This is a genomic window from Shewanella sp. MF08487, assembly GCF_050848685.1.
Lineage (GTDB): Bacteria > Pseudomonadota > Gammaproteobacteria > Enterobacterales > Shewanellaceae > Shewanella > Shewanella glacialipiscicola.
This window is the reverse complement of the sequence record NZ_JBOZPB010000014.1, coordinates 18,066-39,285: the sequence shown is the minus strand read 5'-3', so window position 1 is coordinate 39,285 and position 21,220 is coordinate 18,066. Positions and strand designations below refer to the sequence as shown.

General features: G+C 44.0%; 17 protein-coding genes. 11 read left to right on the top strand and 6 right to left on the bottom strand.

All coding sequences use genetic code 11. The features are described 5' to 3' along the window. Nucleotides 1–15 precede the first annotated feature (15 nt). The 4 genes from cysI (at nucleotide 16) to ACRN9H_RS11195 (ending at nucleotide 6,142) form a co-directional block, all read left to right on the top strand. Complete coding sequence (cysI, locus tag ACRN9H_RS11210; protein ID WP_006085931.1) at nucleotides 16–1,713, top strand: assimilatory sulfite reductase (NADPH) hemoprotein subunit; 1,698 nt, start codon at nucleotides 16–18, stop codon at nucleotides 1,711–1,713. Further along, nucleotides 1,706–2,488, top strand: coding sequence for a phosphoadenylyl-sulfate reductase (locus tag ACRN9H_RS11205; protein ID WP_432313716.1), 783 nt, complete (start codon nucleotides 1,706–1,708; stop codon nucleotides 2,486–2,488). The genes cysI and ACRN9H_RS11205 overlap by 8 nt, the downstream gene beginning before the upstream one ends. A 748-nt stretch (nucleotides 2,489–3,236) precedes the next feature. Next, complete coding sequence (mtgA, locus tag ACRN9H_RS11200; RefSeq protein ID WP_432313715.1) at nucleotides 3,237–4,022, top strand: monofunctional biosynthetic peptidoglycan transglycosylase; 786 nt, start codon at nucleotides 3,237–3,239, stop codon at nucleotides 4,020–4,022. 383 nt (nucleotides 4,023–4,405) lie between these two features. Beyond that, nucleotides 4,406–6,142, top strand: a complete 1,737-nt coding sequence (locus ACRN9H_RS11195; RefSeq protein ID WP_432313714.1) for a hypothetical protein — start codon at nucleotides 4,406–4,408, stop codon at nucleotides 6,140–6,142. Between the two features lie 87 nt (nucleotides 6,143–6,229). Here the strand turns inward: ACRN9H_RS11195 and ACRN9H_RS11190 are convergent, their stop codons facing one another. Continuing rightward, entirely contained in the window at nucleotides 6,230–7,786 is a 1,557-nt protein-coding gene (locus tag ACRN9H_RS11190; protein ID WP_432313713.1) for a S41 family peptidase, read from the bottom strand. 182 nt (nucleotides 7,787–7,968) lie between these two features. Then, nucleotides 7,969–8,853 (bottom strand): phospholipase A, encoded by an 885-nt coding sequence (locus ACRN9H_RS11185; protein ID WP_432313712.1) that lies wholly within the window; start codon nucleotides 8,851–8,853, stop codon nucleotides 7,969–7,971. 498 nt (nucleotides 8,854–9,351) lie between these two features. Here ACRN9H_RS11185 and cobA point away from each other — a divergent pair, with 498 nt between their 5' ends. The 5 genes from cobA (at nucleotide 9,352) to cysC (ending at nucleotide 15,134) form a co-directional block, all read left to right on the top strand. Beyond that, nucleotides 9,352–10,197, top strand: a complete 846-nt coding sequence (gene cobA / locus ACRN9H_RS11180; protein ID WP_432313711.1) for a uroporphyrinogen-III C-methyltransferase — start codon at nucleotides 9,352–9,354, stop codon at nucleotides 10,195–10,197. A 92-nt stretch (nucleotides 10,198–10,289) separates the two neighbouring features. Continuing rightward, on the top strand, nucleotides 10,290–11,198 hold the full coding sequence (cysD, locus tag ACRN9H_RS11175; protein WP_012586925.1) for a sulfate adenylyltransferase subunit CysD: 909 nt from the start codon (nucleotides 10,290–10,292) through the stop codon (nucleotides 11,196–11,198). 83 nt (nucleotides 11,199–11,281) lie between these two features. After that, nucleotides 11,282–12,724, top strand: coding sequence for a sulfate adenylyltransferase subunit CysN (gene cysN, locus ACRN9H_RS11170; RefSeq protein WP_432313710.1), 1,443 nt, complete (start codon nucleotides 11,282–11,284; stop codon nucleotides 12,722–12,724). A 3-nt stretch (nucleotides 12,725–12,727) separates the two neighbouring features. Next, a complete protein-coding gene (locus tag ACRN9H_RS11165; protein WP_432313709.1) occupies nucleotides 12,728–14,452 on the top strand; it encodes an SLC13 family permease in 1,725 nt (574 codons plus the stop codon). A 64-nt stretch (nucleotides 14,453–14,516) separates the two neighbouring features. Next, nucleotides 14,517–15,134: an adenylyl-sulfate kinase gene (gene cysC / locus ACRN9H_RS11160; protein WP_105251589.1), complete on the top strand. Its 618-nt coding sequence runs from the start codon at nucleotides 14,517–14,519 to the stop codon at nucleotides 15,132–15,134. Between the two features lie 102 nt (nucleotides 15,135–15,236). Here the strand turns inward: cysC and ACRN9H_RS11155 are convergent, their stop codons facing one another. Next, a complete protein-coding gene (locus ACRN9H_RS11155) occupies nucleotides 15,237–16,076 on the bottom strand; it encodes a TIGR03899 family protein (RefSeq protein WP_432313784.1) in 840 nt (279 codons plus the stop codon). A 788-nt stretch (nucleotides 16,077–16,864) separates the two neighbouring features. Between ACRN9H_RS11155 and hemG the strand changes: the two genes are divergently transcribed. Both hemG and ACRN9H_RS11145 read left to right on the top strand, forming a co-directional pair. After that, nucleotides 16,865–17,386 (top strand): menaquinone-dependent protoporphyrinogen IX dehydrogenase, encoded by a 522-nt coding sequence (gene hemG, locus ACRN9H_RS11150; RefSeq protein ID WP_432313708.1) that lies wholly within the window; start codon nucleotides 16,865–16,867, stop codon nucleotides 17,384–17,386. A gap of 151 nt (nucleotides 17,387–17,537) precedes the next feature. After that, a complete protein-coding gene (locus ACRN9H_RS11145; protein ID WP_432313707.1) occupies nucleotides 17,538–18,035 on the top strand; it encodes a cytochrome b/b6 domain-containing protein in 498 nt (165 codons plus the stop codon). Nucleotides 18,036–18,111: 76 nt separating this feature from the next. Here ACRN9H_RS11145 and ACRN9H_RS11140 read toward each other — a convergent pair whose 3' ends face one another. The 3 genes from ACRN9H_RS11140 to nfsB form a co-directional block, all read right to left on the bottom strand. Continuing rightward, nucleotides 18,112–18,867, bottom strand: a complete 756-nt coding sequence (locus ACRN9H_RS11140) for a thiol:disulfide interchange protein DsbA/DsbL (protein ID WP_432313706.1) — start codon at nucleotides 18,865–18,867, stop codon at nucleotides 18,112–18,114. 406 nt (nucleotides 18,868–19,273) lie between these two features. After that, on the bottom strand, nucleotides 19,274–19,918 hold the full coding sequence (locus ACRN9H_RS11135) for a DNA-J related domain-containing protein (RefSeq protein WP_432313705.1): 645 nt from the start codon (nucleotides 19,916–19,918) through the stop codon (nucleotides 19,274–19,276). A gap of 376 nt (nucleotides 19,919–20,294) precedes the next feature. After that, a complete protein-coding gene (nfsB, locus tag ACRN9H_RS11130; protein ID WP_432313704.1) occupies nucleotides 20,295–20,948 on the bottom strand; it encodes an oxygen-insensitive NAD(P)H nitroreductase in 654 nt (217 codons plus the stop codon). Nucleotides 20,949–21,220 lie beyond the last annotated feature (272 nt).

Sequence of the window (21,220 nt, the reverse complement as noted above, 5' to 3'; positions counted from 1 at the left end):
GAAGAGGCAGTTGCCATGAGTGAGCAAAAGTTAGCGTTAAACGAATACCTAAAGACCGACAGTGATTACCTGCGCGGTACGATTAAAGAAGGCTTAGATTCTGCGGTAACCGGCAGTTTCAGTGACGGCGATCAGCAGTTGATCAAATTCCACGGCTTCTATCAGCAAGATGACCGTGATTTACGGAATGAGCGTAAAGAGCAAAAACTTGAGCCTCTATATAGCTTTATGTTGCGTGCCCGTGTACCTGGCGGTATCTGTTCTCCACAGCAATGGTTAGGCGTAGATAAAATTGCGTCGACCTTAACCAGCTCAAACAGCATACGTTTAACGACCCGCCAAACTTTCCAATACCACGGTATTCCTAAGCGTAACTTGAAGACCATTATTCAAGACTTAGATCGTGAAGCACTGGATTCAATTGCCGCTTGTGGTGACGTTAATCGTAACGTGATGTGTAATCCTAATCCGGTGGAATCGAAACTGCATGAGCAGGCCTATGCGGTGGCGAAACAACTGTCTGATCATCTGCTGCCACACACGCGTGCTTATGCCGAAATTTGGTTAGACGAAGAAAAGTTACTCTCAACCGAAGATGAAACCGTTGAACCTGTATATGGCAAAACTTATCTGCCACGTAAGTTCAAAATGGCGGTTGCGGTTCCTCCCGATAACGATGTTGACGTTTACACTAACGATTTAGGCTTTATCGCCGTTGCTGAAAACGGTGAGTTGGTTGGCTTTAACTTAACGGCGGGTGGCGGCATGGGCTCGACCCATGGCGAGGTGGAGACTTTCCCACGTCTGGCTGACGACTTTGGTTTTATCAAAACTGAAGACGTGATGAAGTTTGCCGAAGCTGTCATGACAGTGCAACGCGACTGGGGTAATCGTGTTAACCGTAAACGCTCACGCCTTAAATACACTATCGTCGACCATGGCTACGAGAAATTTAAAGCCGAAGTCGAATTGCGTGCAGGAGTGAAGTTTGAGCCTAAGCGTGACGTAGTGATTGGCGATCGCGGCGATCGTTATGGTTGGGTTGAGGGCGTTGACGGTAAATGGCATTTAACTTTATTTATCGAAAGCGGCCGCATTAAAGATTTACCGGGTCAAACCCTGCAAACGGGACTGCGTGAAATAGCTAAGATCCACAAAGGCGATTTCCGCATGACCTCGAATCAAAACATGATCATCGCAGGTGTCGCGGCAGAAGATAAAGCCACGATTGAAGGCTTAGCCCGCAAACACGGACTACTGGGCCAAGTGTTGACGCAAACCCGCGGTCATTCGATTGCCTGTGTGGCTTTGCCGACGTGTCCATTAGCAATGGCGGAAGCTGAGCGTTACTTCCCTGAGTTTATCGATCATATCGATGCGCTGCAGGCAAAACATGGCATCAGCGAGCAAGCGATTGTAGTGCGGATGACAGGTTGTCCAAACGGTTGCGCACGTCCATTTGCCGCTGAAATTGGCCTTGTGGGTAAAGCACCAGGTCGTTACAACTTGTACTTAGGCGCAAGCTTTGAAGGGACTCGTCTGAACAAGATGCACAGAGAAAATATCCAAGAGGCGGAAATTCTCGCCGAATTGGATACCCTGTTTGGCCGCTACGCCGTCGAGCGTGATGCAGGCGAAACCTTTGGTAACTTCACCGTCCGTGTGGGCGTTGTGAAGGCGGTGATTGATGCCGCTAAGGATTTTCATGGTTGATCATCAACAAGAAAACAGTGATACAGTGCCGACTGTGGTCAGCACGGCCGAGTTAACGGCGCTATTGAGTGCGCCCAAGGCCGAGCAAACGATAGAGCTTGAGCGCATAAATCAGTTCTTAGCCGGATTGAGCGCACAAGAGCGAGTGTTATGGGGCTTAACTTATTTGCCCGGTAATCATGCACTGTCATCAAGCTTTGGTATTCAAGCCGCAGTGATGCTGCATATGGTGAGCCAGGCACAGGCGAATATTCCGGTTATCCTCACGGATACAGGGTATTTGTTCCCTGAAACCTATCAGTTTATCGATGAGCTGACACAGCGTTTATCACTGAATGTAAAAGTATATCAAGCGCCGATGACAGCCGCATGGCAAGAGGCACGCTTTGGTAAGTTGTGGGAACAAGGGTTAGACGGGCTAGAGCAATACAACCGTTTAAACAAAGTTGAGCCTATGCAACGCGCCTTAGCCGAGCTTGACGTCGGTACTTGGTTTGCAGGGCTGAGACGTAGCCAAGCCAGCACCCGTGAGGCGCTGCCGATACTGGCGATTCATGGCACTTGCTTTAAGTTACTGCCGATTGTCGAGTGGTCGAATAAAGATGTGCACCTGTATTTGACTCAATTTGACTTGCCGTACCATCCACTTTGGGACCAAGGCTATGTTTCTGTAGGTGATACTCATTCGAGTAAACCACTCGAATTAGGGATGACAGAGGAAGAAACGCGCTTTAATGGGCTAAAACGTGAGTGTGGCTTACACTATGACATTTAAACGTTAATCATTAACTTTTTGATTTAAAATATTAATAATGGATTCTTGCCATTGCAGCATCGCTAGCCATTAAGATTTTTGAAATTAAAAATACATTTTTAATTTCGGCGGCATCTTTTGGCGTAGCGGTAATCTAGATGTCATAAAAACGCGCTAAATTTATTCCAATCTCCGTCACCGCTGTGTTTTGTGTGAATTTTATACATTTTTTTTCACAAAGTGACACATTGATTTATTCTGAGCTATATTTTGAAGTTCCCGTAGATGGTTTTGAGCTTTTTTATTGTGTAACTGGTATCGTTGATGTCTGTTACAAAGTTGGGTTGTTGTCATCGTTATTGATGGGCTGAGTTGGCTATATATCGTTATAACAAAACTTAAGGCAATAAATAGGGTAAAAACCTGACTCGCCCACGCGAGTGAAAAGCTGTTTGATTGACTTGCTAGCCCTTGTTAATCTGTCATCATCACCTCGGTCAGCTGTCGTCAAAGCTGCCGAGGTTGAATCAAGTTTACTCCGTGCCATTTGTGTTTTTAATTTGTTCCTATTAGGGTCTATTCTCTGCCTATCTTTGATTCTGTTATAAAATATCTTTAGTATTTCTGAGATTCTCGTTGCATGATCAGCATGTAATAGGCTTAGTGCTAGAGATTATTTTTTAGACCGAGTTGTTGCAGAGACTTTTCTGCATGAGAAAGATGGCTAAATGACTGCCAAAGGTGAGAGTGCTTGGATGAGATGGTATAAATGACAGCTCCTATGTATGCGATGCGAGATCATGTCCGGCGTCCCAGTCTGAATAAAAAAATGAGTACAAAACCTCAAAGGCCAAAGCGTAGCTTTCGGCGTTTATTGTTTTGGCTATTTAAGGGATTACTTTGGGCATTATTATGCTCGATATTATTAGTAACATTGTTGCGATTTGTCGATCCCCCTATGTGGACTTGGCGCATTGAACGTGCCTTATCTCCGCCCGCGCCTATGGGTAAGGTGATGCACCAATGGCGTGATATCGAGCAAATATCTCCCCAGCTACAATTAGCTGTGATTGCTGCTGAAGATCAACATTTTGTCAACCATAGTGGATTCGATTTAGCGGCGATTAGTTCGGCGCTAAAATACAATCAACAGGGAGGTAAAGTTCGCGGTGCGAGTACCTTAAGTCAGCAGGCGGCGAAAAATCTTTTTATGTGGTCAAGTCGCAGTTTTTTGCGTAAAGGATTAGAAGCCTGGTTTACGCTATTGATGGAATTAACTTGGGATAAGTCACGTATTCTTGAAGTGTATTTAAATATTGTCGAATTTGGCCCCGGAATATACGGCGCTGAAGCGGCATCAAAGCATTACTTTGGAAAGTCAGCGGCAAAGCTTACGCAATATGAGGCTTCATTACTTGCCGCCATTTTACCTAACCCTTGGCGCTATAAGATTTCACCGCCATCGTCCTATGTGCAGCAGCGCTCTGCTTGGATCCGCAAACAAATGAATCAGTTAGGTGATATAACGCTTAAAAAAGTTTATAAAGCAGAATAATCATTATGACCTTTACCGATAGCCTGCCTTGATTGTTTATTATTCGCCATCATCAATCGACGGGTAATCTCAGAATTAAGACCAAACTAAGCTTAACGTTATCAATAATGATTTTTAGTGAATTAAGTCTTTACCTCATTCGCATCTATGTTTGTTTGATGTTAAATTGTGGTGTGGTTTTATGCTGATTCTTAAAGTAACACCTCAGTCTTTTCGGCTGAGGTGTTACTTTCTGCTTTGTGATAGTAAAATTTATACCTTTCTGGTTTTTACATTGTTCGTATTAGGGATAGGTAAGAACAGTCAATATTGAATTGCCAGAACATTATGTTAGGCATTTTTTTTTATATTAAATTGAATTGATCTCAAATGGAGTTTGTTAAATGAAAAAGATTGTGATTGCTGCGGCAATTATTGCGGCCGGTGCGGGCGGTTATTGGTATACGCAAAATGGTGCTGGTTCAAGTGCCTCTGCAAACCCTTTGCTCGACTATGTGCCCGCTGATACGCCGTTATTTTCGGGCCAGTTAACTCCTTTCCCGTTAAAAGCCTATTTACAGTCTATTTCTGGAAATTATCAGCAATACCCCAGTAATGCTTTAACTGAACTAGATGAGTTAGATAGCCCTATGGGCAAGTTCTTTGTCAGCATCTATCAGCAATATATGGAGGGAATTAAAGACCCCGCTTTATTGTTGAAAACCTTTGGCCTTCCTGATGAGGTTAAACCTTATATTTATACATTAGGCGCTTTGCCAGTATTCAAAATTGATGTTAATCAAGTCGATGCTTTTTGGGCTGTGTTAGATATAGCCGAAAAAGACAGTGGTGTAAGCCACGAAATGCGTAAAATCGGTGACGTTGATTACCGAGCCTATATGTTATCGGATGATAGTGCGGCTGAAAAAGTGGAGTTATTATTTGCCCAGAAAGACGGCATTTTAACGATGACATTCAGCACCTCTTTAACTAAGCCTGATTTATTAGAAATGGCGTTCGGTATTAAGAAGGCGCCGCAGTCATTAGCAGCTTCAGGTATTTTAGACGATATTATTAAGACCCATGGTTTTAAAAATGACAGCATTAGCTTTATCAATCATGTGGAAATTGTAAAGGCATTAACATCAGCCGATAGCAATCTATTATCGCAGCAATTAACGCTACTTTTGGCCAGCGAAAGCACAGGTGAAAATCCATTAGCTGAAATTAGAACACCTGAATGCCGTGCTGAACTCACCGCAATTGCCGCAAACTGGCCGCGTACCGTTGCAGGGTTAACTGAGTTTTCAGTAAGCGAAAAAGAAAGTCACATGGCTGCCTCATTTGTGATTGAAACTAAGAATCAACCTATTTTGGCAGCGTTACAAAAAATGCGTGGTTTTATTCCTGCACATATGGACGATATCAACAGCACTATATTCTCGATGGCTATAGGTTTAGATGTCAATGAAGTCGCGCCTGCATTAACCGCAATTTGGGATGATCTACAAAAACCACAATTGACTTGTGCGCCGCTAGCACAATGGCAGTCGGAGCTGAGTCAACAAAGCCCAGCGATGCTCGGTATGTTCACCGGTATGGCTAATGGCGTGAAAGGTATGAGCGTATCATTACTCGACTTTAAAATGACAACGCACGATCAAGATTACCAGTTAGAAAGCGTAGATGCCTTAGTTAGCCTGAGTGCCGAAAATCCCGCCATGTTATTCAATATGGTAAAACCTTTCGCGCCTATGTTGGCGGATGTGCAATTAGCCGATAATGGCGATGCCACTGATTTATCTCCCATATTAATGCTGCCACCTGAGTTAGGTATCAAACCTATGTTGGCGATTAAAGGTCAGCATTTGGTGGTGTATAGCGGTGATAAAGGTTTGCAACTAGCAAACAAACTTGCGGCTGAGAAACTGTCAACCAATGGCATGTATAGCTTATCTGCTGACTACGGCAAGATGTTTACTCCCATGCTAACGTTATTAGAAATGAGCGGTGAGCCAGTCCCTGAAGAAATGAAAATGCTTAAAGATTACAATATGCGAGTAAAAATGAGCTTTGATGTTAATCAGCAAGGCTTAGTCATAGGCTCTGTAGCTAATTCTAAAGCGACAGAGAAAAAGTAATTCTAGATGCCATTTATTGATGCGTGACTATGAGTTAGCGAATAAATATTAAATCGAGCCAGCTAATTGCTGGCTCTTTTTTTGTGGCTAATTGAGCTTAGATTGAGCTAATTTTATGGGTTGTAAGCTTGGTTGTCCCTGCTGCGGTTTGGGTTTTGCTGAACGGACTAAACTCACCAGTCCTTGCCATTGGATGTCGTTATTTTGCGGCAGCAAAATATCGGGTTCAGTCCCCACACCAGATAACAGCTTACCTTGGGCATCATAGGTTAATGAGCTACTCAACCTTATATCGAGCCCACTATTTGGTAATTTGAAATAATAATGACGATCAAAGTCACCAGAGGTTTTTTCGCCAATCAAATTGACTCTGGACCATAAACGAGTGCGATAGGCTATCCATTCACATTCTTGGCGACAATGTGGGCTTACAAGTAGCGCTAAACGATTGCGGCCTTCAGGCGTCACCACAGGTTTAGTGCGGACATACCAAGGACTAAATTTATCGTCGTTGACTGTAGGTAAGTTGCGGGTGAGAGCCTTAAGCCGAGGCGCACTGTACTCTAGCGTGTCGAGTGGCATAAAGTTAAGCGGTTTTAGGTAATCATTTCTGAATTTGGGTGAGCGGCGATAATGTGCAAATCCCATCACGTTTGGCGCTAGGGTATTATTTAAATCTGTATCTTGGTATCGCGACAACATGGTAAGTAGTTTGGGGCTAAAGCCTTTTGCATCACGTAAATCAATGATGAGTAAGGGATGCGTCATGCCCTTGAACAGTTCTTGCTGCAACGCTTTATCTAATTCAAAAGCGCTTAGATCACTTATTTTAAGTTTAACCGTAGTCGTATTGACCGTTGCTAACCGATGAGGCATATCTTGAAATTCATGACGTTCAAATGTCGATAATTGATTAATGACATCAAACACGCTGGGCTCACGGTTGTCATCTTCTTTGGCAATGGCGTCGATAACTTGTGACTGTTTTGGTGCTAAGGCCAGTGTGACCTGCTGAGTCTGCATGTCGTCATTAATCAGAGTAATAAGTACATAGGGTTTAATGCTCAAACCTAAGTCTTCGCGCAATAAATTAAGTTTTTTAAGCCAAGGCCACTGCATTTCTTGGCTTTGTCTAGCAGGCTCGGGCAAATAAGCTTGGCTAGCAGTAACCCATTTATGTATGGGAAGCCCATCAATATGAGTGATAAAGGGAAATTGGCTATTGATTGGACTATTGTCTTTATCTAAAGCTAGCCATTGATCGTTTAGAGGCTGTAATATTAGTGGCAGTTCACCACTTTTATCATCATAATTTTGTACCAGTGCACCAGGGTCTTTTAGTGTATTCAGTAGTTTAGTTATTTCTGCAGCAAATCTGGCATGTGGCGTAATATCCTGATGTTGGTCAACAATGAGGCTCGCCACATGGCGTAGTTGCGCGTTGGTGTTATCCATAGTTAACGCATAGAAACCCGAGTATTGCTCTATTTGACTTAATAGGGCGTAGAGATCTTGGCGTATTTGTTGAGCGGTGAGCTCTGGAAGGGGATTATTTTTGGGTGCCGCGAAAAATATGAGCTGAAGTAAGCTGGCTAAAATGATCGCTGAAAGCAATGTGACGATACTGCGGTAGCTAAAACTCATATTCCTCCATGATCATTCGGTTTTGCTTTAGGGCATAAAAGGCGTGCAACCGTTGGCCTAATTGCCCTTGGCATTAACGTCAATCGCGCTGTTCGGAGTGTTGTTCTGAATATAGACTCAGCCTCATCTGAGCTATTAGCAGCAGATTATGGCTGATTTTTGTACTCTGTCACTTTATATTTCTATAGCAGATCGTTGAGTGAAATCCCGATACCGATACGTTGATTATGGTAGTCATAGTCGATGAGACTCTCACCATAGCCATTAAAATATTGAGTATAAAAGCGTAAGTTACCGACAATGGGATAGCTCCACGTCAGTTCTGCAGAGCCGCGGTCGATATCTTCTAAGTTAGTTTTAAGGGTTAATGTGAACCTATGCGCATCAATACCATAAACGCCGACAAACTCAGCTCTACCTACGTAGTCTTCAATATTGGGGTTATCGTCGCCACTTGCCTGATTTGGATCTGTTTTTTCATCTTCTGGAATGCGCCACCATACTTTGGTTGAGAAGGCGAGCGAACCAGCATCAAAAATCATCGTGGCATAAAGTCGATTCCAGCTACGGGAAAGTGGTCCCGCTTTACCGTTAGATTGATGTACAGCTCCAATACCCCATAAAGAGTTAGTAACACTGCCGATTTTCCAATCGTTATTAAACATCAAAAACATTTCAGGTTCGTGATTGGTTTCTCTAAAGGGAGATGACGTATCTTTGTTATATACCTGCCAATAGGATTGGTTGGTATAAGCAAAGAATAAATGACCATTATCACCGAATATATTGTACCAAATAGGGAATTTAAAACTGATTTGAAACTTCGCTTCAAATTCATCTAATGAATAGGGGTTGAGTACAGCATCTTCGGTAAAGGGATCCATATTAGGATCGGGATTATAGGTAACAGGTAAAAAGTAATTCACTTTATGCGGTGTAATCACAAAAGGCAGATCCGCTGTGGCTAGCTCAACTTCTACCCTGTCTTTAACTAATGATTCTTCGGCATTTATATTCGCACTCAATAATAGTCCAATCACTGCGATAGCTGAATAAAGTCGTTTCATCTGTCCTCCATGATGCATTGATTAGTTTTTTGTCTGTTTAGCTCAACAAAGATAATGGTGGCCAGCTTACCACTAGAAAGTAAATGTATAGCTATTGAAAAATCAAATGTTATGGTGCACTCCAAGGTTTTATGTTGGCTTTTTAGCCAAAGGTGTCGAGGCTATTAAGTTAGCAAGGGATGGCATTTTGATATTTATCATCGGGTATTCGTCTTTTAAGTAGAGTGTTTGAGAATAACATAGTGCAAAAATCATCAATATCTTTAACAAGGCGTGGTTTTATTAAAACGCGGTATTGTTACTAAGTTGTTGTTATGTAATTGTTTATGTTTATATTCTAGATGACACTAAGGCTTAAACATAGAATTTCACTGTTTTATTACTGGCACCCTTAGTTTCTTTTATATCTAAATGATATAAAAACTAATAATTATCTATTTATTATGGAATATAAGACGCGCTATATTTCTACAGACTAAAGTGATCTTGGGGATGCTGATGGAAATTTTCTCTTTACCGGGCCAAGCGGCCAAAGGCAAAGTCTGGCTGGTGGGTGCTGGTCCCGGCGACGTTGAGTTATTGACGTTAAAAGCGTGGCGAATCCTTAAAACCGCAGATGCAGTGCTATACGACGCTTTAGTCAGCCAAGATATCCTCGATCTCATTCCCAAAGACGCTGAAAAGATTGCCGTAGGTAAACGTGCGGGCAAGCATAGCGCCGCACAGGACGAGATTAATCAGTTACTCGTTACCAAAGCTTACACCCGTAAAAATGTAGTGCGGCTTAAGGGCGGCGATCCTTTTATTTTTGGCCGCGGTGGTGAAGAGTTGCAAACCTTAGTCGAAGCGGGGGTTGAGTTTGAAGTCGTTCCCGGCATTACTGCTGCCAGCGGCACGTCAGCCTATGCTGGAATTCCCCTAACCCACAGAGACCATGCCCAAGGCGTCACTTTTATCACTGGCCATTGTCAGTTAGAGAGTCGCCCTATGGATTGGCAAGGTTATGCGAATCCTAACAATACCTTAGTCGTGTATATGGGGATTCTGAACGCAGGCATTATTCGCCAAGGTCTAGTCGATGCGGGCCGAAGCCCTGAAACACCCGTGGCGATAGTGTCAAAGGCAACTACTAAAGAGCAACGTCGTTTTATCGGCCGTTTAGGTGAGCTTGAACAGCTTGCCGCCGATCCAGAATTACAAATGCCAGCTTTGATGATCATAGGTGAAGTCGTCACGCTGAGTGACACCTTGCATTGGTTCAAACCTGAAACGATTGAATCGACTCAAGCCAGTGATGAGCTGACTCAATCGGTTAGAGCCTCGGCCGCCGCGTCGATAAACTAAGCCGCAAACAGTTAAAGCTATTAAGCAGTTAAACATATTAAGCTAACCCATGCTGTGGTAACGCAGCGAATTTAAGGTAAACGGAGAATAGTATGGCCGGGCGTGAATTAAGCCACTTACAACAACTGGAAGCTGAGAGCATCCAGATCATTCGTGAAGTTGCAGCCGAATTCGATAATCCTGTGATGTTGTATTCCATCGGGAAAGATTCTTCCGTTATGTTGCACTTAGCGCGTAAAGCCTTTTATCCGGGCAAGATCCCATTCCCGCTGCTGCATGTCGATACAGGTTGGAAATTCAAAGAGATGATCGCGTTTCGTGATGCGCAGGCAAAGAAATTTGGCTTCGAGTTACTGACGCACATTAACCCAGAAGGGTTGGCGCAGGGAATTAACCCCTTCGACCATGGCAGTGCGAAACACACTGACATCATGAAAACCCAAGGTTTAAAGCAAGCACTTAACCAATACGGTTTCGATGCGGCTTTTGGTGGAGCTCGCCGCGATGAAGAAAAATCCCGCGCCAAAGAGCGCGTGTATTCCTTCCGCGACCGTCACCACAGATGGGACCCTAAAAACCAACGTCCAGAATTATGGCGTACCTATAACGGCGCAGTGAACAAGGGCGAAAGTATTCGCGTGTTCCCATTATCTAACTGGACTGAACTGGATATTTGGCAATATATCTATCAAGAAAACATTGAGTTAGTGCCTTTGTATTTTGCGGCTAAACGTCAAGTGGTTGAGCGCGGCGGTCAGTTAATCATGGCCGATGACGAGCGGATGAAGTTAGCCGAAGGCGAGCAGTTTAAAGAAGAATTGGTGCGTTTTAGAACCTTAGGTTGCTACCCACTTACTGCCGCCATGCATTCTGAGGCCGACAGCCTAGAGAAGATTATTGAAGAAATGCTGTTAACTCGTTCAAGCGAACGTCAGGGTCGATTGATCGACTCAGATCAAAGCGCCTCGATGGAGCAGAAGAAGCGTCAAGGCTACTTCTAATCTCTACAAGGTTAACCCTATTTCGCGAAGGTGGCGCAAGTAAAGCTCGACCTTCAGCCAAGCAGATCAAGAGTGAAAATAAGATGGACAAAGTGGTCAATAAAACCAATCTCATGGCGGCAGAAATTACCCTCCATGGTGTGAAAGAATATCTAGCCCTGCAGCAACACAAAGGCTTACTGCGCTTTTTAACCTGTGGCAGTGTGGATGACGGCAAAAGTACCTTAATCGGCCGCCTGTTACACGACAGTGCCCAGATCTATGAAGATCAATTGGCGAGCCTAAAGAGCGACAGCGCTAAGATGGGCACCACAGGTGAAGCTATCGACTTAGCCTTGCTGGTAGATGGTCTGCAAGCCGAGCGCGAGCAGGGCATCACTATCGATGTGGCTTACCGTTACTTTTCAAGTGATAAGCGTAAGTTCATCATCGCCGATACGCCAGGGCATGAGCAGTACACGCGCAACATGGCAACGGGTGCATCGACCTGTGATTTGGCGGTGATCTTAGTCGATGCCCGCTACGGCGTGCAGACTCAGACTAAACGCCATGCGTTTATCGCGTCATTACTGGGGATTCGTCACTTCGTTGTTGCCGTGAACAAGATGGATTTGCTTGGGTTTGACGAGCAAGTATTCAATCGCATTCGTGCTGACTTTACCGATTTCGTTAAAGATTTCGGTAATCTCGATATCCACTTTGTGCCGTTATCGGCGCTTAATGGTGACAACGTGGTTGAGCGCAGTACGCAAAGCGACTGGTATCAAGGTGGTACTTTGCTTGAACTGCTAGAAACTATTGATACTCAACGTGAACTTAGCTCATTGCCAGTACGTTTTCCTGTGCAATATGTGTCGCGTCCTAACTTAGATTTTCGCGGTTTTGCAGGCACTTTAGCCTCTGGCATTATCAATGTCGGCGACGAGTTAGTCGCTTTGCCATCGGGCAAACGCAGCAAGGTTGAACGTATTGTGACCTTCGATGGCGACATACAAGAAGCGGTTGCTGGCCAAGCTGTGACCATCACGCTGGAAGATGAAATTGATATTTCCCGTGGCGATTTACTGGCAAGACCGGATTCTGCACCCGCCGTCGCTAACGTGATCAGCGCTGACATAGTGTGGATGGATGAAAAGCCATTACAACTCGGCCAGTTATACGACATCAAAGTGGCCGGTAAGAAGACGCAAGCTTCTGTGACTGCTATCGATTATGTGGTTGATGTTAATACCTTAGCGCGCAGCGCGACGGACACGCTTGGGTTAAACGCCATTGCTCGCGTGACCTTAGAGCTGACCGAAGACATAGTGTTCGATGCGTATTCGTTAGTACGCGATACCGGCGGAATGATCTTAATCGATCGCCTGAGCAATGCGACGGTTGCCGCAGTGATGGTGGTGTCGGGTCAGCATGTTAACAAACAAACAGCATCACAATTTAGTGCCTTTGAAGTTGAGTTTAATGCCTTAGTGCGTAAACACTACCCACATTGGCAAGCGATAGATATCTCTAAGCTTGGAGCTTAATTTGTGAGTGACTTGTGGCTATTAGCGATTATTTTGATAGGGCTTGTGGCTGGCTTAATTAGCGGCCGTATCAATCCAGCGGTATTGTTTTTATTTGCATTTTTGCTCTGTTATTTGCTTGGCATGGTTGCGCTCGATACCGCATTAACAAGCTTTACCAATATTGGCTTAGTCACGCTGGTCCTGTTGGTGTTGGCCGCGACGGCGTTAGAAAAAACCTCCCTGCTGGGGAAGTTGAGTCAAGTCATAGGCAATAGTTCTTTGCCTATGACAATGGCAAAGCTTGGGCTATCGACCGCCTTGCTGTCGTCATTTACCAATAACACTGCGGTGGTGGCGTCGCTTATCGGGGTTGTGCGTCGCAATCAAGCACACGCACCCGCTAAGTTATTATTGCCGTTAAATTATGCGGCAATTTTAGGTGGCACACTGACCCTGATTGGTACCTCGACCAACTTGATTGTGAACTCCTTTGTAGAAAACGCCGGCTTACCCGCCTTAGGGTTCTTCGAGTTTACACCAGTTGCTGTGGTGATCGTCGTCGCGGGCATCTTGTTACTGACCTTACTGGCGAACATTCTGCCTGACAGACGGGAAGAATCAGGTGAAGAAGCGCTGCCATATTTGCTCGAAGCCCATGTGGCGAAAGGTTCGTCCTTGGTCGGTCGCAGTGTGGTGGATAATAAACTTAGGGCGCTTAAAAAGTTATATCTGGTTGAATTAGAACGCAGTGGCATTTGTATTTGCCCTGTGCCGCCCCAGTTAGTGTTGCAAGCGGACGACGTGCTGCGCTTTAGTGGCGCGGTGGAATCGGTTGAGTTATTGCACCAATTCGATGGTTTAGATTGGTTTGGTAAACATCAAGCCAAAGGACAAAATTTAGTTGAAGCCGTGCTCGCACCGTCATCTCGTTTAGTGGGCAGTTCGTTGAAAGAGTCGCGTTTTCGTGAGCAATTTGATGCGGCTGTGATGGCCATTCGCCGCGGAAATCATCCGCTGAAGGGCGGACTCGGTGACATTATTCTGCAACCCGGTGATGTGTTGTTATTGACACCAGGTGATGGTTTCAGCAATAGCGCAAAATTAAGTTCAGAATTTGCGGCGATTAGCGGCTTAGATTTGAATGTGCGTCTGGACAGTCGCCGTGGTCGTTGGGTATTGCTCGGCTTTGCGGTCACGATCGTTTTGAGTGTCACCGGTGTATTACCCTTGGCTAAAGGTTTAGTGATATTGCTGCTCAGTTATTTTGCCATAGGCGCAGTCACGCTGGCAGAGCTTAAACGCCGTTTCCCATTGGAATTAGTGGTGATCGTGGGGAGTGCTTTAGGGCTCGCCAACTTGATGATGAGTACAGGCCTTGCGGACAGTTTAGCCCAAGGATTACTCTCAGTTATTAACGGTTATGGGGTATTTGGCGCTTTTGTCGGCGTGTATTTGATGACCTTGTTGCTGACTGAACTGGTGACCAATAATGCTGCCGCAGCGCTGGCTTTCCCTATCGCCTACGCGATTGCGCTTAATTACGGTGTCGATGCAAGACCCTTTATTATGGCCGTGGTCTTTGGTGCCAGCGCGAGCTTTATTTCACCCTACGGCTATCAAACCAATTTGATGGTGTTTAATGCGGGTAATTATCGCTTCAGTGACTTCGTCCGCCTAGGATTGCCGTTATCTGTGCTGTATTCCCTGATAGTGATATTTATGGTGCCGATCATCTTTCCATTTTAGTGATTAGCTTGAGTTTATTGCCCTTGTGTTAGCCGTTTAACAACATAGGGATTGAGGAGTTTTTATGACAAATATCGTGTGGCATCAACATCCTGTAGATCAAGCTGCCAGAGCCGAGCAGAAAGGCCAAAATCCAGTATTACTGTGGTTTACCGGACTGTCTGGCGCGGGCAAGTCAACACTGGCGGGTGCATTAGAGCGGGCGTTATTTGAGGCGGGATTCCACACTTATTTGCTTGATGGCGATAATGTGCGCCATGGCCTGTGTAAAGACTTAGGGTTTACGGTTGAAGACCGTGACGAGAACCTGCGCCGTGTCGGCGAAGTGGCTAAATTGATGGTGGATGCGGGGCTTGTGGTGTTGTCAGCCTTTATCTCCCCGACCCGTGAAGAACGTGATGGTATTCGTGCCCGTTTTCCTGCGGGGCAGTTTATTGAAGTGCATGTAGCGACGCCTTTGAGTGTGTGCGAGCAGCGTGACCCTAAGGGGTTATATGTGAAAGCGCGCAGTGGCGAAATTAGCAATTTCACTGGTATTTCATCACCCTATGAAGCGCCATTGGCCGCCGAGTTAACCATAGATACCAGCAAAGGCGATTTAGTGACTCAAGTACGCGCCTTAATTGATTATCTGACGGCAATCAATGTTATCAATGCCGATAAGGCAAAAGCGCTAGCTTAACATTTAGCCCTTATCTTGCTTAAAAGGAGCCTTTAGGCTCCTTTGTTATTTCTGGGTTTTACTGCTTATACCATTGATTCATAATTTTTTATGGCGTGAGCATTATTCTATTTTAAAGTCTTTAGCAAATAAGAGCTGCAGAGCCTTCAAGTATTCTTGATCCGGCTTAGGCTGTACTAGTTGGGCGAGTTCATCACCAATCGGTGTTAAGCGATAATAACTAAAAAGCAAATTACCGCTCTTGGGCGTAAGCTTCATTTGTATGCCTTGCAGGGCAAATTGAATTGGTGTTTTGTTATTGAGTAGGCCGGTTTCGAACTCACTGCTGTGAAGTATTCCCGCATCGACTAAGGTCAAAATACTGGAATAAGGTAGCCCAAACTGGGATAAGCCTAAATTGACTGAGGTGGTTTTACGGAAATACTGGCCAATCCCACCGGATAAGCGATAGCCACTGATGAGTTTTAGGCGCTGCTCGTTATTCACCTTCGCCGCCATGCCAAGGGCTTTTTCAAGAATTTGTGCTTCCCTGTGAGTCAGTTGCTTGAGCAGTGCTAAGGTACGTAGACTGAAGTTACCGGGATTGACTATCTCGCTCGACAATATCCGAGCCCACAAATCTTGCATCTTACGATTATGGATTTGCTCTGCCATCATAAAAAATTGATGACTCCAATCGGGATCAAGATCGACCCCAGTAACATCTGAGTGGGTATAACTGAGGGCTAAGGCAAAAATGGTTTCCACATTGGCCTGGTATTGGCTCGATAACTTGCGTGCTCTATGTTGAGCTCGCTCGGCTATTGAGGCGTTCGCAGGGCGATATTCTTGCTCACTGGCGAGCCCTAATTGGCGACCAAGTAGCAGGGCTTTTTTGCGAGCGGATACCTCGGATGCTGACTCGCCTTCTTCTGCCAACATTAAAATATCTGAATCCTTCATCATGTAATAAATCCCTGCATGTCAGTGATATGTTTCGTGTACTGCATTCTATTCTATGGTTTTAGTGGATGTTTTATTGGCTGTCCATAGGATTTCATTACAAGGTTCTGAATAGCGCGACACATTAAGCGTCTAAATTAACCAACATGCGCTAAAGCCTGCACCAATATAAAAATTCAAGCCGAAATACCCTGCCATAATGGCCCTCATAATACGGTAATAATGACTGTTGTAATGTGATTAATCGTAAAACTCGCCGACATTCAACAGTAAGCATCATGCATATGATGCCAATATCGAGGCCAGCTTACCTCGGTGAGGATGAGAATTGTGCGCAAACAATAAATGTACAGCCTAGTGATGCCCTAGTGCTTTATGCCTACGCCTCAGCAGATAAACCATGAGTGAACGTTAAAAAGGGGCAAGGTTTATCCCGTCACGGATTTATCCTTACAGAATATGGGAGACAAGCCTACCTATGTTCGCCCAGACTTTTTAACCTCTTTCAAAAAGGGTCAACCTCAGGATTTGTCCTTTTTTGTGAGCTGGCTAAAACAACCGTATATACATGGCGTCTTTGGCGTTAAGCCCGTGATCTATTTCATGTAAATGGCAGAGTAAATCACCTACTATGAAGCATCTTAAGTGTTATTTTCTTTTGTATACTCAGCTAAACGCTACTGGAATCTGATTGACTCACAATACGATCGCGGGTATTTGCGTCACTATCAAGTCGCCATTTTATATATTGCTAATGGTTATTTTACTTAGACTGAATCGAGGCTAAATTGAAAAAAATTCTCATTATTTATTCTAGTGTTCACGGTCAGACTCAAAAAATTGCCACTAAATTAGCGCAGCAGCTAATCGGTTTGGGTAACTCAGTGGTGACTGCTGATATCAAGGCTGCTCCAGCCCTTAATGAGTTTGACAAAGTTATTATCGGCGCCAGTATCCGCCACGGTAAACATAACCCTCGTTTGTATGAGTTTATTGAAAAGCATCAAACGGTATTGGCGAGTAAAGTAAGTGGATTTTTCTCCGTGAGTTTAGTCGCGCGTAAACCCACTAAAAATACTCCTGAAACAAACCCTTATATGCAAGCCTTTTTGAGTAAAACCACATGGCGGCCACAATTGCTACGGGTTTTTGGAGGTAATTTAAATTATCAAGGTTACAACGCGTTAGACCGAAACGTTATTCGATTTATCATGTGGTTAACGAAAGGCCCGACGGATCCTGTGACTAATGTTGAATACACTGACTGGCATAAAGTCGATGAATTTGGTGAGCAAATTCATCGCGCTTAAATGTGAGAGTTGAAATAACAATGCTGTTTACCACCATGGGATTATCTATTGAACGGAGCAGCATTGAACGGAACAGTATTAAAGGGTTGAGTATGTTCTTTATCAGGGAGGAGTTATAAATATGCTAACTATGCTCAGGTCTCGGTGCCGTATGCTGATGAGATATCTGCATGTAGGGATTGTGATGTTAAGTAGCTTACTTGTGTGCACTAGCCCTTGGATTATTATGTTGCGGCGGATACCCGATAACGCTAGCCTCTGGGATTATTTACACGTGTATTTAGGTTTAGTCTGCACAGGTCTTGGCATCCTTTTTTTAATCAACAATTGTTTGCAAGGAAAGTGGCGTCAATATTTTGGGTGGTTAGTCGGCGATGGCATGCAGTTAAAACAGGACATTGTCGGGCTTGTAAGAGGTAAATTTCCTATCGCGGGTGGCAAAGGGTTATTTAGCGCGATTGAAGGCATAGGCATGTTGTTACTGGTGGCGACTGGCCTTAGCGGTTTAATCTGGTTTCTATTTCAGGGCACGGCTACTGCGATAGAGTGGCGCGGTTATCATCAGCTATTTGCTCAGGCATTTATTGGTTTCTTAGTGGTGCATTTACTCTTAGCTATCAGTCATATCATCGATTTTATCCGGCAATAGATTTCTTCACTCCTTTTTAAACTTAAAAAAATGGCCTCAATATTGAGGCCATTTTTTGATATTGGTTAACGTCAAATTAGCTAAGACGTCGCTGACGAGTAACGGCTATTGCTGCGGCGAAGGCTAAAAATAACCCACCTAAACTGCCGCCAGATGAGGTTTTAGCAGGAGCGACATCTTTCTCAATAGCAAGGTAGTTAATTAACCCAATTAACTCATCTAAGGTTTTAATGCTGTTTAAGTTAACCGCATATTTATCGTTCACGATGAAGGCTGGTACGCTCTCAATCTTAAATTCGTTTTGTTGAGTACGCCACAGAGCGAGCTTTTCATTGGTGCTTTTACTGTCAGCGACTTTATCGTACTGGGCTGCATCGACACCTAATGGGACGAAGATCTTTTTTATATCATCACGGTTATTGATTTGCTGCTCATGTTCATGGCCGGGAGCGCTGTGATCGTGGCCATTTTGGCCTTCTACACCTTGAATGGCGATGAACATGGCATGAGTTAAGGCATCTTTATTATCCACGCTTTGGATCACGGCCAGCGATCGCATGACTTCAGTGCCAATGTCACTATTCATGAAATCGACATGCTTACTATCAAAGCCTATTTTGGGATTGAGATTGGCTTTAATATCGGGCAGATAATTGGTTTCCATATTGAAACAGTTATGGCAATAAAATGAATAAAACTCAGTGAGTTTAGGTTCGCTGCTTGGCGCTTTGGTAGAGATTTGAGTGTAATGCGTGCCTTCAATAAAATTGGCGGCCAAGCTGCTCAATGGAGTGATCACTAAGGTGACAGCCAAGGCTAATTGTTTAATCATAATGTCCTCAAATTCGATGGTGTTAAATGCGGAGTATCAGTCATTTTTCTTTATCAGTGCTTATATGGTTAGCATAAGAGTAAAAGTGAACAGCAGTGTAAGTGTCGGCCTAGCAAAAATTCCAGCATTGGCGCATGGGTTTAGGGTAAATGGAAAGGCTTAATTATGGCTGAATTAGCCTGCTACGACTGTGCTAAATCTGTGATCTCAATGGAAGTTTTGCTGTAGATTTATAGGAGTGTAAGCGGGATCACATCACCACGTTGCAGAGTTCCTGCCCTAGCCGAGATAAAGCGCCATAGGATTGGATGTTTGTGCAATATTTCATGTGAGCATCAAACGCCGTTTAAATGGCACCATTAAAACGGCACCACATAGGGCATAGTGCAGTATTGAGTAGCAATGTTTACGCCGCATCTTTTAATGACTGCCAAGCCTCACAGACCTCTCTAAAGCGCGCTGCATCACCATCGGGTCGATCAGGATGCCATTTTAGAGCTAACCGTCGCCATTGTTTGCGGATATCGCGCGCAGTGGCACTTTCGTCTAATTCGAATACTCTTAAGGCATTACCCTTATTCATCAAATTGATATTTAAGCCAATATAGCTTTTATAATTACTCCAAAAGGCTTCGAGTAGCTCCCGCACCACGTTTTCACTGGTGTCGTAATTATTCCAATCAAGGTAATAGTCACGTAGAGAACTATCCTGCATTATCAGGGTATTAACGTTGGATGGCACTAAGCGAAAAATTTGAATTTCCATGGCTTTCACTTGTAGCCATTGCTTGGGCAGTAATATTTCCTGTAGCTCAAACAGGGCGTTCATCAGTAAAAAATTACGCTTGAAGAGATCATTGCCGGGGTTTTCATCAAGTTGATGTAACAGGCCTTGGTTTTGTAACTCTGCCGCTAAGTGATGAATCTTCCAGCTTTGATTTGAAGCTTGTAAAACTGTCAGCAACGACCAAATCAATGGATTATCGCCCTTAGTGTTTGTAACTCGAATCGATTGAGGTTCTGCAGTGAGAGAGGGTTTGGCAAATAACATACTGACTGTCCCATCCTAAATAGTGAGTGTAAACATGGCGCCGATAACGTGTATTAGGCTGCTCAAAAGTGTTAAAACGCAGAACATTAATGATTTACGAAACTGATTATTAAATTATTTTTCAAATCGTTTCTTAAATCATGCCATAGAGCCAAAGTGTAGGCAAAGGTGAATTTTACAGCAATAGCACAGCAGGCTGCTTCTACTGTGAGTAATATTATTGTCAATGCTCACTTAATACATAAATTGCAGGCTGACAGCTTGAGTACGGGCTATTGAGCTGTATTAAATATAAAAGACCCTTACTGATATCGTTATAAAACAAGGGTCTTATCAGCTTTTGGTTGAAAAACGTCAAATAAGCTGTTTATCAGTGTTAGATTTCAGTAAAAATCTTATCTTGTGCTAGACGCGATTTAGGCAACTTAGCATTGAAATCTTCTTCTGCACGGTAGCCAAGCGCAACGACGACAGACGCGCATAAACCTTGTTCTCTTAAGCCTAATACTTGATTTAATTGAGTCGCATCGAAGCCTTCAATTGGGCAAGCATCGATATCTAACACGCTGGCGCCGAGCATTAGGGTGCCAAGAGCTAAGTAGACTTGTTTCTCCATCCAATGCTGCGCATCTTTCAGCTCATAATTATGCATATTCACGAAAAAAGAGCGGCCTTTGTGCTGCGCTTGCTTAGCTTCTTCGTTGGCAAAACGGCCATCTTTAGCTTCTTGTTCCAATACTTGCTGTAAGTGTGCTTCATCTAACTGGGTACGAGTACAAAGCACGACCACATGGGAAGCATTAAGGATTTTTGGAGTATTAAAGGCGAAGTTTTCTGTTGCTTGAGCAATTAACGCTTTACCTTCGGCAGTGCTCGCTAACACAAAATGCCAAGGCTGTGAGTTAGTTGATGAGGGGCTAAACTGCAATAAAGTTTTGATTTCTTGTATTTTATCTGCAGGGATCGTCTTAGTTGGATCAAACGCTTTCGTGGTGTAACGTTTTTTAGCAAGGAAACTTAAGTCACTCATGTAACGGCTCCAAATCATCAAGGAATACAAATTCAATGCCAGCATTCTAAGCGGGTTTACATAAAATACAATGTGATCACGGCAGATGTTAGAGGCAAAAACGTTAAATGGGCTGGTGGGTTAAGGTTCAAACGCAAAAAGCATTATGGATATGAGTTTGGTACATTTACCGTTGAAGTAAGAGGGAACTTACTATTAATTTGAATCCTTCACTCACTGCACGCTCTGATAAAAGTAACGGCAGTGAGTATGATTATTTCACATCATTCAAT